Origin of the sequence: Francisella philomiragia, from assembly GCF_018135955.1 — a bacterium.
GTDB classification, from domain to species: Bacteria; Pseudomonadota; Gammaproteobacteria; order Francisellales; family Francisellaceae; genus Francisella; species Francisella philomiragia.
Genome location: NZ_CP063138.1, coordinates 1,513,365 through 1,528,912 on the forward strand (window position 1 = coordinate 1,513,365; position 15,548 = coordinate 1,528,912).

Consider the following 15,548-nt stretch of genomic DNA (forward strand, 5'->3'; position numbering starts at 1 on the left):
AAAGATTATAAAAATTAAGATTTTTCTATAATTGAATCCAATACTTCTATGATCTTTTCCTCTGTATCAACAACCATATGCTCATGGATTTTTTTAAACTCTTGAACTATATAACTATTTCTTTGCTTATCATCAAATAACCTTTTCAATTCATAAAAAAGATTATCTACCGTACAATCTTCTTGGATTAGCTCTTTTATTATTTCACTCTTATGCAAAATATTTGGAAAAGCCCAGTAACTATGTCCTCGTATAAGAATTCTACCAATGAATGCAGAAAGTTTAGATAGCTTGTAACCAACAACCATGGGTAATTTAGACAACATAGCCTCCAAAGTTGCCGTACCTGAAGCTAATAAACTTAAATCTGAAGCTTTCAATACATCGTGAGAATTTGTTTCAAGAACCTCAATTCCCAAACTCCTAATTTGTGAGTTATATTGATCAAATATTGGCTTAAGAGATGGTTTGGCTAATGGCATAATAGCCTTGAACTTATATCCGGACTCCTGTAGCTTTTCTATAGCATCTAAAAATAATGGTAACAACCTAGTTACTTCGGTAGTTCTACTTCCTGGCAATACTGACAATATTGGTAGTTCTACATTTTCGAGACCTAAACGCTTTTTATATTTTGACCTATCAATCTCTAAGGATATATTTTTGGCAAGTGGATGACCTACATATATTGCCTCAAAATTGTGTCTATTTTTATAGTACTCAACTTCAAAAGGCAAAATTGCTAGAATTTTATCTGTTGCTTTTCTGATTTTTTTAATACGATACTCTCGCCACACCCATATTTTAGGACTTACATAATGTATAGTCTTAATACCACTTGCTCTTAATTTTTTTTCTACTGTAAGATTAAAATCTGGTGCATCGATACCAATAAATATGTCTGGCTTGTTATGTTTAAAATACTTAATTATTTTTCTACGTATATTTAATATACTAAGACCTTTTGAAAGAATTTCAAGAAAACCTATTAACGATAAAGCATCCATAGGATACAGACTTTTAAAACCCTGAGCCTCCATCTTCGGACCACCAATGCCTTCAATTTCAGCATTTGGATATTTTTTCTTTAGCGCTTCAACAAGAGTTGCACCCAACTGATCCCCTGAAAGTTCTCCAGCTACAATGCCAATTCTCATTATCTCAGTATACCTCTACGTGAAGTACTTATTACATCAACGAATGGTTCTAGCACAGGCTCTTCATGTACCATATCCTTGATAACTTCAAAAGCTTCTTTAATCATTAAGCCTTTGCGGTACAATACCCTATAAACCTCTTTAATTTTCTTCAACTCTTCTGGCGTAAACCCTCTTCGTTTAAGACCTTCTGTGTTAATACCACATGGAGTAGCACCTGCTGTTACTGCTGTAACCATTAAATATGGAGGCACATCCTTACCAACAAGAGCAGCATGAGCTATAAATGCATGCTTACCAACCCTACAAAACTGATGAATGCCAACATTTGAACTCAAAATAGCAAAATCATCAATATGAACATGACCAGCAAGACCCACACCATTAACCAGACTGACATTATTTCCAACCTTACAATCATGACCTATGTGTACATAACACATAATAAGGTTATTATTGCCAACTGTTGTAATGCCTGTCTCTTTTGATGTACCACCATGTATAGTGACACACTCTCTAATAATATTATTATCGCCGATAACAACTTGAGAAAAGTCACCTTTCCTGTAAGTATAATCAATAGGGTCATCACCAATTGATGCATACTGGAAAATTCGGTTATTTTTACCTATTACTGTATTGTCACCAATAGTAACATGGCTCTTAAGCTCTGTACCATCATCTATAACAGCATTTTCTCCAATAACACAGAATGGTCCTATTATAGCACTTTCGGCTATTTTGGCGCTTTCATGTACTACTGCCAAACTATGTATCACAATTAATAATCCTTATATGCTGCCATTAATTCAGCTGAACAAACTATTTGTCCATCAACTTTAGCTACAGACTCAGCTGTACAGATAATATTCTTCTGCTTAACCATACGTGATTCAATAACTAGAACATCACCTGGAACAACTGGTCTTTTTACTCTTACCTTATCAATACCTGCTAGCATAAATGTTCTTCTTCCACCACCAGCTTTGGCAACAACATGAGCAAATAAAGTCTCGGCCATCAACTCACCAAGTATAGCTGTTGCTTGAGCCATAGCCTCAACAATTAGTACGCCAGGCATCACTGGAAACTCTGGAAAATGTCCATTAAAAAAGTCTTCATTAATAGTTACATTTTTATGAGCTACGATCGTTCTATCTTCAATACTCCAATCAACAATCTTGTCTAAAAGAGCAAAAGGATACCTATGAGGTAAAATCTTTCTAATCCCCATTACATCTATATGCTTATTTTTTTCATCAAACTGGCTCATGCAATAATCCTTACTTATTTAATTTATCTTCTAGTTGTTTTACTTTTTTTATCAAACTGTCAATCTTAGATAGCTTAGCTACAAATCGTCCCCATTGAATTCTCGGCTTAGCTTCAAACGCAGCATAATACATCCCAGGCTCAGTAATGGACTTACCTATATTAGATGCTCCACCAATAATTGTGTTATCACAAATATTTATATGACCAGTTATCGCGGACTGCCCTCCTATCAAGCAATTATTTCCTATAGTTGTACTTCCTGCGACCGCCGTCACACCTGCTAAGGCAGTATTACGACCAATAATTACATTATGAGCTATCTGCACTAAATTATCAATACGCGCGCCTTTTTTAATAATAGTATCATCTATAGCCCCTCTATCGACAGTCGTTCCAGAACCGATTTCAACATCATCCTCAATTATAACTCTTCCTAGTTGAGGGATTTTAGTCCAACTACCATCATCATCTCTGGCATTTCCGAACCCATCACAACCAATAACAGCATTTTGATGTATTATACAATTAGCTCCAATTTGAACATCATGAGCAATAGATACATTACTCTTTATAAGGGTGTCGTTACCCACTTTGGTACCTTCATCAATGGTTGCACACGAGCCAATGAATACATTATCACCAATAATAACATTTTCACCTACAACAGCATTTGCACCTATAGTTACATTCTCACCAATAACTGCACTTGAGGCTATTACAGCCTTACTATGTATTTTACCATCCGGCTGAGGAGACTTATCAAAAAGCTCCATAACTTTAGCTAAAGCCATATATGGGTTTGATAGCACTACCGCATTAGTATTGCAAAAGTCTAATGCCTCCTCTGTGATCAAAACCGCAGAAGCTTTAGTTTCGGATAATGCTTTTAAATATTTAGGATTTGTACAAAAAGAAATATCTCCAACACCGGCTTTTTCTAGAGTAGCTATCCTACTTATCTCAATACTTTTGTCACCCTTGACTTCACCATCTAATTTTGAGGCTAAAAAATCTAAAGAATACATATCAAAACTCCCTGAAATAATTAAGAGTTCTTATTCATAATTTCAATTACTTGATTTGATATATCATCAACATTATTTACATAAGCTAGCGCTTGAGTTGTCATAACAATATTATAACCCTTTTGTTTAGCGATTGTAGCAACAGCATTGTCGAATGAAGCTTGGAATTTCTTAGATAACTTATCTTTAGCCGTATACTCTTTTTGTTGAAGAACTTGAGCTTTTTGAGCAAAATTTTGCTGCTCTTGTTGAATTTGCTGTTGCTTCTTCTCTAGTTCAGCTTTTGTCATAGTAGCTGAATTCTCTTGAAGAGCTCTCATTTGTTGCATAATATCATTTTGCTCCTGCTTAAGTTTCGCAGCTTCCGGTTTCAAGTCATTTTCCATTTTCTTTACACTAACCGATCCTAAATCAGAATCATTAAAGATCTCTACAGGATTAACTACAGCTATTTTAGTATCTGCATAAACTCCTGTCACAGTAGTAGCCAAAACACACAATGATAAAACAATTTTCTTCATCTTTAAGAACTCCCTCAAATTTTCTTATACATACTAGTAGATTCTAACATAATATTATAAAACTTGTTAAACCGTTTTGGTATTAGATTTCATTAAATAATTATTTGAGCAGATAGGCTATTTTAGAAATTTTGACCTAATGAGAACTGGAACACCTGAGTAACGTCACCAGGCTGAACATTAAATGGCTGCGCTATAGAAACTGCTAAAGGACCCATTGGTGATGCCCATCTAAATTCAACCCCTACAGAATATTTTAGGTTAGTAAACGAAGGTGTAGTCTCTTGTTTTGGTTGAGGAGCTACAACCCCTTTCAAATCATAAGTAGTGTAAGTGTTACCAATATCGACAAATGCACCTATTCTCATTTTAGAACTATCTTTTATGAATGGTACAGGAAATAACAAGTCATAGTTATTATAGATATTAAGGTTACCACCAATTGAGTTACCTACTTGACCATTTTGTAAATTTATATCACGAGGACCCAAAGAACCTTGCAAGAAGCCTCGGACACTTCCCCAACCACCTCCGTAGAAGTTTTCATAAAAAGGTAAATTATCAGTACCGCCATACCCACCACCATACTGCACACCACCCCTGATAGTTAGAGCTGACATATCAGTATTTGGTATTGCAATATTATATTTACCACCAACCTCAATTTTATAAGCTTCAATATTACTAATAACTGGTATATTAACTGAACCATTAATATCAAATGAACCACCATCGGTTGCAAACATATATCTATTAGAATTATCAAAACTCCAACCAGCAGTCAAAGCAGGCTCATTAAAGTTATTTCTTCCACCTTGTTGCTGTATAAACCATTGCACAATAGATGAGTCAAAGCCTTGTGACTGATTAATAGTATTATTTGCGAATGTTATACCAGCTGAAACATTACTAAATGTCGATATTGGCACACCATACATTAGCCTTGCACCGATTGTATCTAATCGATACGCAGCAACCGCATTCGTTTTTGCAAAGTTTGATCTATTAATATAAGCTGAAATACTCTGACTGATTCCAGAGGTAGTAAAATAAGGATCAATATAGCTTATATCTAACTGTTGGAATGGAATAGATAACTGTGCATTAAGGTTAAAGGTATTACCGGTACCAAAAACGTTAGGCATATTAAGCCTACCACCAATCATAAAACCATATAAATCCGAGAAACCTAAACTTCCGCTAATTGAATTTGCGTTTCTCTCTTTGATATTGTAGTTAACATCTACCAAATCATCAGAGCCTTCTACAGGTACAAGCTCCATATCAGCACCTGCAACATATGGTAACTGATCTAATCTTCTTTGGGATTTATCTATTGCTTCTTTATTATATTGACTCTGTTCATAGTACTGTAACTGCCTACGAAATACGTAATCATTAGTTACATTATTACCAAAAAAGTTAACCCTATTTACATATACTTTTTTACCCGCATCTACAACAAACTTAAAAGATACTATACGTTTTTTCTTATCAATTGTAGGAATAGGGTTAACTGTAGCAAACGCATAACCTTTACTACCTAGTAGTGTTTTTATACCTTCAACAGTATCAACAAGCTTACTTTTAGAAAAAACTTCTCCTTGCTTGATCTTTATCAAAGACTCTAACTCAGACTTAGGCAAGATAAACTTACCTGTTAAAGTCACAGTTCCTACCTTGTACACTTCACCTTCAGCAACATCAAGGGTAATGTATGAGTGCTCACGGTCTTTTGACATTGATGCTTGTTTAGAAGTAACCTTGAAATCCAAATATCCTCTATCAAGATAATAATTAGTTACTCCTTGGACAGATTGATTCATACCTTCTGGAGAATAACTATCAAACGCAGACAAAAAGCCCCATAGATTCCATATAGATGGAACTTGGAAAGCCATATTGCTGCCCAGATCAGAATCATCGAAATTCTTATTCCCAACAAAATTTATAGAGTCTATAGTTGCAGGCTTACCCTCTTTAAAAGTGATGTTAATATCTATTCTATTATTAGGGAGTTTTCTAATGTTTTCGTTAACTTCAGCGCCATATAACCCCATCATAGAATATTGATTTAATAAAGATTGTTTAAGCAAAAACATCGTATTAGGGTTGTATACGTTACCGACATATATGCCAGCATCAGTAAAGACTTTTTCTAAATCTTCTTTTTTGAGTTTTTTATTACCAGTAAAGTTAAAGCCAGCAATAATAGGCCTTTCCTTGACATTAATAAAAAGATTACTACCTTTACGATACAGGTCAACGCTGTTGAAAAAACCAGTACCATAAAGATTGTTAATAATCTGGTTTGTATCTTCCGGAGTAATATAGCTACCTTTTTTATAACCAATTCGGCTTTTAACTACATCACTCTGTAAACCTTCTAATCCTTTTATGGAGACATTGTCTAATATAAAACTGTCATTATCTGCCCAGCTATTTAATGCAATACCCATAAGAAGAGAGGCTAATACAAACTTCTTTCTCAAAAAAAACACTCAATTTACCCCAAAATAGAATCCACATATTCTCGAGTTTTTTTATCTATTTCAAAAACTTCTTCTATACTTGCTGGATTCTCAAAAATTAACTCTTTTGTTACTTTTTTATTTACTTCTATAATATCTAAATACTTAATTTTTTCATTTAAGAATGCTGCCACTAAAACTTCGTTTGCAGCATTAAAAACTATATTCGCTGCATAATTTTTATTACTTAAATTATCAAAAACTATTTTTAAAGCCTCAAATCTTTCAAAACATGCTTCTCTAAAAGTAAGCTCATATTTTGTAAAATCTAATTTATCAACACTAACTGATCCTCTATTTGGATAGTACATTGAATTAGCTATTGGAGTCCTCATATCAGGCACACCCAACTGGGCTATGTAGCTACCATCCACATACTTAACCATAGAGTGAATTACACTTTGCGGATGAATCAGAACGCCTATTTTATCAGCTGAAACAGAAAAAAGCCAATATGCTTCGATAACTTCTAGTGCTTTATTTACCATTGTTGATGAATCAACCGATATTTTTCGCCCCATTTGCCAGTTAGGATGAGCACATGCTTGAGCAGGTGTGACATCTATCAACTCACTCAACTCTTTATCCCTAAAAGGTCCTCCGGATGCTGTCAAAACTATTTCGTCTATTTCTTTTGTATATTTCTTACTAGAGTTATCGATACATTGAAATATAGCGTTATGCTCACTATCTACAGGTATAAGCTGAGCATTATTTTTCTCAACTTCTTCAATTAAAAGATGTCCAGCTGTTACAAGAGACTCTTTATTCGCAAGCAAAATTTTCTTGCCTGCTCTAGCTGCAGCAAAAGTAGGCTTAAGACCTGCTATACCAACTATAGCAGACATTACTATATCCACTTCTGAAGCACTAGAAACTTCTTCTAAGGCATTTTCGCCAACTAAAACAGCAACATCTGATACTAAAGTTTGTAACTGTTGTTTTTTGACCAAATCTGGAACCACAGCAAACTTAGGTGAAAACTCTTTACATAATTTCGCTAATTTTTCTACATTACTAAAAGCTGATAAGGCATAGACCTCAAAGTCATTACTCTCTCTAATTACAGCTAGTGTACTATCTCCAATTGAACCTGTAGCTCCTAATATAGTTATCGTTTTCTTTAGCATATAACTTATTCACTCTGCTCTGTCGCTTCAGAAGACTCTAACTCCTGATCATCATGCGTTTCTTCATCTTCTTGCTTAACTACTTTTAAGCTAATAAGTTTTTCATTATTTCTTAAATTAATAAGTCTAACTCCCTGAGCAGAACGTCCACATTCTCTAACTTGGTCGGATGATGTTCTAACTAATGTTCCATTATCCGTAATCATCACGATGTCTTCATCGTTATCGACAAGAACCGCAACAACAACTTTACCATTTCTTTCAGAGGTTGATATAGCAATTACACCTTGACTAGCTCGTTTAGTTTTACGATATTCTGATACTGCAGTACGCTTACCATAACCATTTTCAGTCGCAGCTAAAACTACTCCTTCATCTGGATTTGTCACAATTACAGAGACTATTTTTTGATTATCGTGTAAACGCATACCTGTAACACCAGCTGCTGAACGCCCCATAGCTCTTACATCTGACTCATCAAAGCGAATAGCTTTACCAGCATCCGAGAACATCATAATCTGCTTATTACCATCAGTAAGAGCTACATATGATAACTCATCGCCATCATTTAAACCTATAGCTATCTTACCTGTAGAACGAGGTCTAGCAAACTCTGATAAATCAACTTTTTTAACCCTGCCAAGCTTAGTTGACATAAACACATACCAGCCTTCCGTAAACTCAGAAATTGGCATTAAAGCGGTTATTCTTTCATTCTTATCAAGTGGTAAAATATTATTAATAGGTCGACCTTTAGAAATTCTACTTGCCACAGGGAAATCGTATACTTTCGACCAATACACTCGACCCAAACTAGAGAAACAAAGCATTGTGTCATGAGTTGAAGCAAGCATTAGTTTAAAGATACTATCTTCTTCTTTAGTCTTAGTTGCAGACTTACCAACACCGCCACGTTTTTGAGCATTATACATGCTAAGTGGCTGAGTTTTGACATAACCATCCATTGATAGAGTCACAACCATATCTTCTTCTGTAATTAGATCCTCTCTTGTAAGATCTAATCTTGACACAATAATCTCAGATTTTCTCTCATCTCCATAATTATCTCTAATCTCAACAAGCTCTTCTTTTACAACACGAATTAGCTCACTTACATCACTTAAGATACCTATTAGATATTTAATTCTTTCAATAAGTTCTTTAAATTCATTAGTAATTTTATCTTGTTCTAACCCTGTTAATCTATGCAATCTTAAAGCAAGTATTGCCTCAGCCTGCTCTTCTGTAAGATTATAAGAACTATCTACTTGAATACCATAATGAGATGCTAAAGTTTCTTTACGGTACATTTTAACATCAACTCCCTCAAGCATACTCTTAACCATAGAGCCATTCCATGATCTTGCAAGCATAGATTCCTTTGCCTCAGCAGGTGAAGGAGATGCTTTAATCAAATCAATCATCTCATCGATATTAGCAAGCGAAAGCAATAAGCCCTCTAATATATGTGCACGCTCCTTTGATTTTCTTAACTCAAAAATTGTTCTACGAGTTACAACTTCTTTTCTGTGTTTAATGAACTGCTCTAGTATTTCTTTGAGATTCAGTAACTTAGGTCTATTATCACTAAGAGCAACCATATTTATACCAAAACTACACTGAAGCTGAGTTTGCGCATAAAGAGTATTTAAAACGACTTCTGGAGACTCATCTCTCTTAAGATCGATTACGACACGAATACCATCTTTATCAGACTCATCTCTAAGCTCAGATATACCTGTTACTTTCTTATCTTTTACAAGCTCTGCGATTTTTTCAACAAGCTTAGCTTTGTTTACTTGATACGGTATTTCTGTAATCACAATCTGAGACTTGCCAGAAGCTTCATCTTCATGGATATCAGCCTTAGCACGCATGATCACACGGCCGCGACCAGTTTTGTAAGCCTCTAAAATACCATCTGTACCATTTATATAAGATCCTGTAGGAAAATCAGGAGCTGGAATATATTGAATTAAGTCTTCTATCGTAAGTTGTGAGTTATCAATAAGGGCCATAGTCCCATTGATAACTTCTGTCATATTATGTGGTGGAATATTTGTCGCCATACCAACAGCAATACCTGAAGAACCATTTATCAAAAGATTTGGAACTCTAGTTGGCAATACATCTGGGACAAGTTCAGTATTGTCATAGTTTGGTGAAAAATCTACAGTTTCTTTGTCAATATCTATCAAAAGCTCATGAGTAAGCTTTTGCATCCTAATCTCTGTATAACGCATCGCAGCTGGAGAGTCACCATCAACAGAACCAAAGTTACCCTGACCATCAACTAGTGTATAACGTAATGAAAATGGCTGTGCCATCCTAACAATAGTATCATACACTGCCGTGTCACCATGAGGATGATATTTACCGATAACATCACCGACGACCCTCGCAGACTTTTTGTATGGTCTATTATAATAATTAGATAACTCATTCATCGCAAAAAGTACTCGACGATGCACAGGCTTCAAACCATCCCTCACATCCGGCAAGGCACGACCAATAATTACACTCATTGCATAATCAAGGTAAGATTGCTTTAGTTCTTTTTCTATATTTATAGATGATGATTCTTTAGTAGGTATAGACATTACTTATCGCTTATAACAAAGATAAAACATATAGCAAATATTTTAACATAACCAATACCAAAAAGCACTCTTTAGAGCCCTACTCAAGATCCAGGTATCTAATAAATCCTAATAAAGAAAAGCTTGCATTAAATAATGCTTATCATTTTTTGATAAGGGCTATTAATATCTAACAAATAGGTGACCCCATTTTTAATATAAAATAGTAGCACAAAATTCTTAATATTAATCTATCCCACTCTTAACGAGGAATCTCATATGAAGAAAAAATTACTACTTAGTGCTTTAACTCTAAGTGCTATAACACCAACCCTAACATTCGCACATGGCGCCCTTTCATACCCTGAAAGTAGACAGATGTATTGCATGAATTCTACATCATGGGATGGGGGAAATGATCCAGTATGTAAAGCAATTGCCGCAGCTGGCGCACAAGCAGTATGGACAGATTGGTCTGGAGTTGCCCAAGGTGACGCAAATGCTCGATTCAAAAACCCTCAAACAGCCAATATTTTAGAAAGTCATGCAGCAGCAGCTTCTAGCTCAGGAGTTTGTAGTGGCGCAAACTCAAAATATAGCATCCTAGATGATGCATCTATTGATTGGCAAGCTCATGCAACGAAAATAAATATCCAAGATCAAAAAGATATGAAATACTCTGTAACAGCACCACATAAAACAGCTTATGATCTTGGATTTGGTAAAGGATATTTAGCTCTATATATTACAGATAATAGCTGGAAACCAGGTCAAGAGGTTACAAAAGCAAACCTTGTTCATCTATGCACATACGAGCCAAGTGCAGATGGTAATTCACCTATGCAAACCGGTATTGATGGAAAAGTAGAGAGTTTCAAATGCGAGATACCAAACACTGTATCTAATGGTCCCCATGTAATATACAGTATCTGGCAAAGAAGTGACTCAGCAGAAGCATTCTACAGCTGTAGCGACATTGACATCATAAATTCTCAACCTGTTGAAATAAATTGGAATAAATATTTAGAGATGCCAATGTATGTTTTAAATATTGGTGACAAAGTATTATTCTCAGCAAACATAGATGGTAAGAGTGTTTCAAAATCTATTGAAATTACAGAAGAAAACAAAAATGACTGGCAATACGATCTTGCTGAAAAAATTAACAGCTCTTCAGACATTGTTCAAGCAGGTAAATTAAATTCAAAAAATAAAATTGAGCCTCAACATAACAATGAAAATATAATCTATATCAATAGCCAAGAAAGTGCCAAAGTAAGCGATATTACTTTCAAACATGAAGAAGGTCAACAACCGGAGCCAGAGCATTACGATTTCGCACCTATAGCGGCAATGAACAAATCTAGTAACGTTATTTACGACATACCATCATTAAAAGTTGGAGATAAGCTTGTATTTAGATTATTTAATAATAAAACGAACCTTTTAACTAATGTTAAATCTGGTAATACAGATATTGATAAAATAGCTTTAAAAATCACAGACAAAAACATTGGGAAATGGCAATTTGCTTTAGCTAGAAAGTTCAATGATAAATCTACTGTTAAAGATAAGGTTGTAATAGGCTATTTAAATGATGATGAAGTATCTCCATCTAACAGTAAGAATGCCAATGCAGTATATGCGATAAAGTCAGCTCTTGACAGTGGTGATAACTATTCTTGGACCATTGATATTAGAAGCAGTGAAGATCCACAACCAGAGCCAGAACCAACACCATCAGATAACTATATTTACCCTGAAGGCATTGGTTCATACGAGTTAGGCACGATAGTAATATCTGATAATAAAGAATTTAAATGTAAAGTTCCTAGCTGGTGTAACAATGAAGCTTACAAACCCTTAGGAATATACTCTAGCGCAGCATGGGAGGATATGAGTGAACAGCCCGAGCCTGGACCAACTCCTGAAGGGACGTGGGATAAAAATAAAGTATATACAGAACAAGACAAACCTGTAACACTTGAAGGCATAACATATAAGGCAAATTATTGGACTCAAGGAGATGATCCGCGCAAAAATAATTGTCAATACGGCTGTCCTTGGACTAAGGTATAACTTCAACACTCTATAATTAAGAAATATTTATATCATGATAAAAAAATACGCATTATTAATAAGTATAGCTATACTCTCCATCACAGCAAGCTATGCTCTACCACAGCACGCTCCAGATGAAGAAGTTTGTGATATGCATGCCTTCACACAGTATAATAAACATCTAGCTTTTCATAACTTTCATGATTTATCGAGTCAAATTTCAAAGTTACCCGCTATTGGTAAATTAAACTCTGAAGATACAATAATACAATTCTGTGATTTTCAATCGACCAATTGCATAAAAAATTATAAAATTTTATCTGAAGTTCACAATAGCAATCAAGATGTTACAATTTATATACTAACCAATAACCAAGATAAAACAATAATATCTGAGACTTTAGCTAAGAATGGATTTGATAAAAATTATATAAGTATGTACCTACAAAATTTGGAAAATATTAACTCCACATATGACAATTTAACAAAAGAGTTGAAAATAGACCATATTCCATCAGTGTACATAATGAAGACCAACGCAACAAAACTCGATCAAATCTATTTCTCAGAACATGAACAAGTACCAGAGTATATAATTGAAAGAGCGCTTAACTATCTATCAACAAACAAGGATAATTAAATATGAAAAAAATTATTTTAAGCATAACTACGATTTTAGCGATTGTATCTTTTGGCTTTAGTAATACAAAAAATCAATGCAATATAGAGTCTTGTGAACTAAGTATAACTCATGCAGAAGTAAAAGAAACCAATAGCAACAATACTGCTATAAAAATGCATATCAAAAATAGCGGTGATAAAACTGTTGATATAATTGCTGCGTATTCACCTGTAGATAGACAAACACAGCTCCATCATTTTGTGACAATTGGTAATAAACGTGTAATGAAACAAATCAAAACTATTGAAATATACCCTCACAATAGTGTCGATCTTTCATATCAAGAACTACATGTTATGCTGATTGGTCTGAAACAAAAAATCACAAAAGGTCAAAAAATACCTGTAATGTTAATTTTAGAAGATGGTAGCACTCTATCAACAACTGCAATAGTTGATTAACTTTTTAGAGTAATTTTCTCTTACAATCTCCAATCTATAATATCAAGATTTTTTGAAGTTAAATATTGATTAGCTTTCACAAAGTGATCACAACCATCAAAGCCCCTATACACAGATAATGGTGATGGGTGTGATGATTCCAAAACTAAATGCTTGGCAGTATCTATAAGATTTTTTTTCTTACGGGCATGAGAGCCCCATAGCATAAACACAACATTTGTTTTATTATCAGATATCTTTTGTATTACAGTGTCTGTAAAAATCTCCCATCCAATATCTTTGTGTGAATTAGCCTTATGGGCTTCTACAGTAAGAGTTGTATTTAGAAGAAACACACCCTGTTTCGCCCAGTCAACAAGACAACCATGACTCGGGATTTCAAATCCTAATATACTACGCGCTAATTCTTTATAAATATTACGCAGTGATGGTGGGATATCAACACCTTGTTGTACCGAGAAAGCAAGACCATGTGCTTGATTGTAGTTATGATAAGGATCTTGCCCCAAAATTACTACCTTTAGATTATCGAGCCGAGTATACTTAAAAGCATTAAATACATTCTCTTTTGTAGGAAAAATAGTTTTACCAACCAATGCCTCATTAGCTAAGAACTCTAATATTTTCTTAAAATAAGGCTTCTGCTTTTCTTCTGCTAAGATATCTGACCAATTCACTTCGTATATTTTATAAATTTTATAATTTATGAAATTATAACAAAATGAAAATACAGTAAGATAAAATTTTTAAGATGAATATTTATTAGAGAGAACTATTTTTTCTTCTTTTGAGGAGGCAAGTCTGTCGCAGTACCTTCAAACACTTCTGTAGCCATCATCAAGCTCTCAGATAAAGTTGGATGAGGATGTACCGTAAGAGCGATATCTTCAGCATCACATCCCATCTCGATTGCTAGGGCAGCTTCAGAAATAAGCTCACCAGCATTAGTACCAACGATAGAAGCACCGATAATCTTATGATTCTCATCAAATAGAATCTTCGTCATACCTTCTGATCTATCGATACTTAGAGATCTACCACTAGCAGCCCATGGGAATACACCCTTCTCATATTTGATACCTTTGGCTTTTGCAGAAGTCTCTGTCTCACCAACCCAAGCAACTTCAGGATCAGTATAAGCAACTGAAGGAATCACTAACGGATCAAAACTATGATTCAGGCCAGAAATAACTTCGGCAGCTGTTCTTCCCTCTGGTACAGCTTTGTGAGCAAGCATAGGCTGACCAACGATATCTCCAATTGCGAAGATATGTGGCACATTTGTACGAAGTTGTTTATCTACAGGAATAAAGCCTCTTTCATCAACTTTAACACCTGCTTTTTCTGCATCAATTATCTTACCATTTGGCTTACGACCGATAGCCATAAGTACTCTATCGAATCTCTCATTCTTAGCAGGATGATCGCCTTCCATAGTTACATAAATACCATCTTCTTTAGCTTCCATAGCTGTTACACCTGTTTTTAAGCGAACATCATAACGGCTATTTACTTTTTGGTACGCTTTGACTAAATCTTTGTCAACACCATTCATAAGCTGATCAGCAAATTCAACAACAGTAATCTTAGTACCTAATTCAGAATATACCTGAGCCATCTCAAGACCAATGATACCACCACCTACTACTAGCATAGTCTCTGGGATTTCCTTCATCTCTAGAGCACCAGTAGAGTCGATGATTCTGTCATCTTTAGGTACAAATGGTAAATTAATTACACTTGATCCTGCTGCAATAATACAATTATCAAAGGCAATCTTAGTAACTTTACCATCAGCAGCTTCTACAGCAAGCTCTTTATCAGAAGTAAATTTACCATAACCTTGTACGATTTTTACTTTTCTCATCTGAGCCATGCCTTTTAGACCGCCAGTAAGCTTACCAATCACTCCGTCTTTATACTTTAAAAGGTTTTCTCTGTTGATCTTAAGACCACCCATCTCGATGATACCTAGAGATTCCAGATGACGCGCTTCATTGATAACTTTAGCAATATGAAGCATAGCCTTAGATGGAATACAACCAACATTCAGACATACACCACCAATTTCAGCATATCTCTCAACTAATACCACTTCTAATCCCAAGTCAGCTGCTCTAAAAGCTGCACTATAGCCCCCAGGACCACTACCTAAAACTACAACTTGTGTTTTAATATCACTCATT

At 34.9% G+C, this 15,548-nt stretch carries 13 protein-coding genes; 3 read left to right on the plus strand and 10 right to left on the minus strand.

The window, feature by feature from the left end:
• Positions 1–14: 14 nt before the first annotated feature.
• The 8 genes from lpxB to gyrA form a co-directional block, all read right to left on the minus strand.
• Complete coding sequence (gene lpxB / locus IMS64_RS07410) at positions 15–1,157, minus strand: lipid-A-disaccharide synthase (RefSeq protein ID WP_211490318.1); 1,143 nt, start codon at positions 1,155–1,157, stop codon at positions 15–17.
• A complete protein-coding gene (gene lpxA, locus IMS64_RS07415; RefSeq protein WP_211490319.1) occupies positions 1,157–1,936 on the minus strand; it encodes an acyl-ACP--UDP-N-acetylglucosamine O-acyltransferase in 780 nt (259 codons plus the stop codon). The genes lpxB and lpxA overlap by 1 nt, the downstream gene beginning before the upstream one ends.
• Positions 1,937–1,938: 2 nt before the next feature.
• On the minus strand, positions 1,939–2,430 hold the full coding sequence (gene fabZ, locus IMS64_RS07420; protein ID WP_004287222.1) for a 3-hydroxyacyl-ACP dehydratase FabZ: 492 nt from the start codon (positions 2,428–2,430) through the stop codon (positions 1,939–1,941).
• Positions 2,431–2,440: 10 nt separating this feature from the next.
• On the minus strand, positions 2,441–3,457 hold the full coding sequence (gene lpxD / locus IMS64_RS07425) for a UDP-3-O-(3-hydroxymyristoyl)glucosamine N-acyltransferase (protein WP_200162956.1): 1,017 nt from the start codon (positions 3,455–3,457) through the stop codon (positions 2,441–2,443).
• 20 nt (positions 3,458–3,477) lie between these two features.
• On the minus strand, positions 3,478–3,978 hold the full coding sequence (locus IMS64_RS07430) for an OmpH/Skp family outer membrane protein (RefSeq protein ID WP_012280576.1): 501 nt from the start codon (positions 3,976–3,978) through the stop codon (positions 3,478–3,480).
• A 122-nt stretch (positions 3,979–4,100) separates the two neighbouring features.
• The gene (bamA, locus tag IMS64_RS07435) at positions 4,101–6,479 is read right to left on the minus strand and encodes an outer membrane protein assembly factor BamA (protein WP_042523887.1); all 2,379 of its coding nucleotides are present in this window, start codon (positions 6,477–6,479) and stop codon (positions 4,101–4,103) included.
• 5 nt (positions 6,480–6,484) lie between these two features.
• Positions 6,485–7,639 (minus strand): 1-deoxy-D-xylulose-5-phosphate reductoisomerase, encoded by a 1,155-nt coding sequence (gene dxr / locus IMS64_RS07440; protein WP_200149096.1) that lies wholly within the window; start codon positions 7,637–7,639, stop codon positions 6,485–6,487.
• Between the two features lie 5 nt (positions 7,640–7,644).
• A complete protein-coding gene (gene gyrA, locus IMS64_RS07445) occupies positions 7,645–10,239 on the minus strand; it encodes a DNA gyrase subunit A (protein ID WP_088821601.1) in 2,595 nt (864 codons plus the stop codon).
• A 258-nt stretch (positions 10,240–10,497) separates the two neighbouring features.
• On the opposite strand from gyrA, the gene IMS64_RS07450 reads away from it, so the two are divergent.
• The 3 genes from IMS64_RS07450 to IMS64_RS07460 are packed head-to-tail and all read left to right on the plus strand — an operon-like array spanning position 10,498 to position 13,362.
• Positions 10,498–12,297 (plus strand): lytic polysaccharide monooxygenase, encoded by a 1,800-nt coding sequence (locus tag IMS64_RS07450; protein ID WP_080723458.1) that lies wholly within the window; start codon positions 10,498–10,500, stop codon positions 12,295–12,297.
• Positions 12,298–12,331: 34 nt separating this feature from the next.
• Positions 12,332–12,919, plus strand: coding sequence for a hypothetical protein (locus IMS64_RS07455; protein ID WP_211490320.1), 588 nt, complete (start codon positions 12,332–12,334; stop codon positions 12,917–12,919).
• Between the two features lie 2 nt (positions 12,920–12,921).
• The gene (locus IMS64_RS07460) at positions 12,922–13,362 is read left to right on the plus strand and encodes a copper chaperone PCu(A)C (RefSeq protein WP_211490321.1); all 441 of its coding nucleotides are present in this window, start codon (positions 12,922–12,924) and stop codon (positions 13,360–13,362) included.
• A gap of 20 nt (positions 13,363–13,382) precedes the next feature.
• Here the strand turns inward: IMS64_RS07460 and ung are convergent, their stop codons facing one another.
• Complete coding sequence (gene ung / locus IMS64_RS07465) at positions 13,383–14,039, minus strand: uracil-DNA glycosylase (protein ID WP_244972896.1); 657 nt, start codon at positions 14,037–14,039, stop codon at positions 13,383–13,385.
• Between the two features lie 95 nt (positions 14,040–14,134).
• Positions 14,135–15,547: a dihydrolipoyl dehydrogenase gene (lpdA, locus tag IMS64_RS07470; protein ID WP_211490322.1), complete on the minus strand. Its 1,413-nt coding sequence runs from the start codon at positions 15,545–15,547 to the stop codon at positions 14,135–14,137.
• Position 15,548 lies beyond the last annotated feature (1 nt).

Excerpts from the sequence above, each read along its gene's own strand:
- gyrA (WP_088821601.1), bottom strand. The coding sequence starts at position 10,239 with ATGTCTATACCTACTAAAGAATCATCATCTATAAATATAGAAAAAGAA.
- fabZ (WP_004287222.1), bottom strand. The coding sequence starts at position 2,430 with ATGAGCCAGTTTGATGAAAAAAATAAGCATATAGATGTAATGGGGATT.
- lpxD (WP_200162956.1), bottom strand. The coding sequence starts at position 3,457 with ATGTATTCTTTAGATTTTTTAGCCTCAAAATTAGATGGTGAAGTCAAG.
- lpdA (WP_211490322.1), bottom strand. The coding sequence starts at position 15,547 with ATGAGTGATATTAAAACACAAGTTGTAGTTTTAGGTAGTGGTCCTGGG.
- IMS64_RS07430 (WP_012280576.1), bottom strand. The coding sequence starts at position 3,978 with ATGAAGAAAATTGTTTTATCATTGTGTGTTTTGGCTACTACTGTGACA.
- dxr (WP_200149096.1), bottom strand. The coding sequence starts at position 7,639 with ATGCTAAAGAAAACGATAACTATATTAGGAGCTACAGGTTCAATTGGA.
- IMS64_RS07455 (WP_211490320.1), top strand. The coding sequence starts at position 12,332 with ATGATAAAAAAATACGCATTATTAATAAGTATAGCTATACTCTCCATC.
- lpxB (WP_211490318.1), bottom strand. The coding sequence starts at position 1,157 with ATGAGAATTGGCATTGTAGCTGGAGAACTTTCAGGGGATCAGTTGGGT.
- IMS64_RS07460 (WP_211490321.1), top strand. The coding sequence starts at position 12,922 with ATGAAAAAAATTATTTTAAGCATAACTACGATTTTAGCGATTGTATCT.
- IMS64_RS07450 (WP_080723458.1), top strand. The coding sequence starts at position 10,498 with ATGAAGAAAAAATTACTACTTAGTGCTTTAACTCTAAGTGCTATAACA.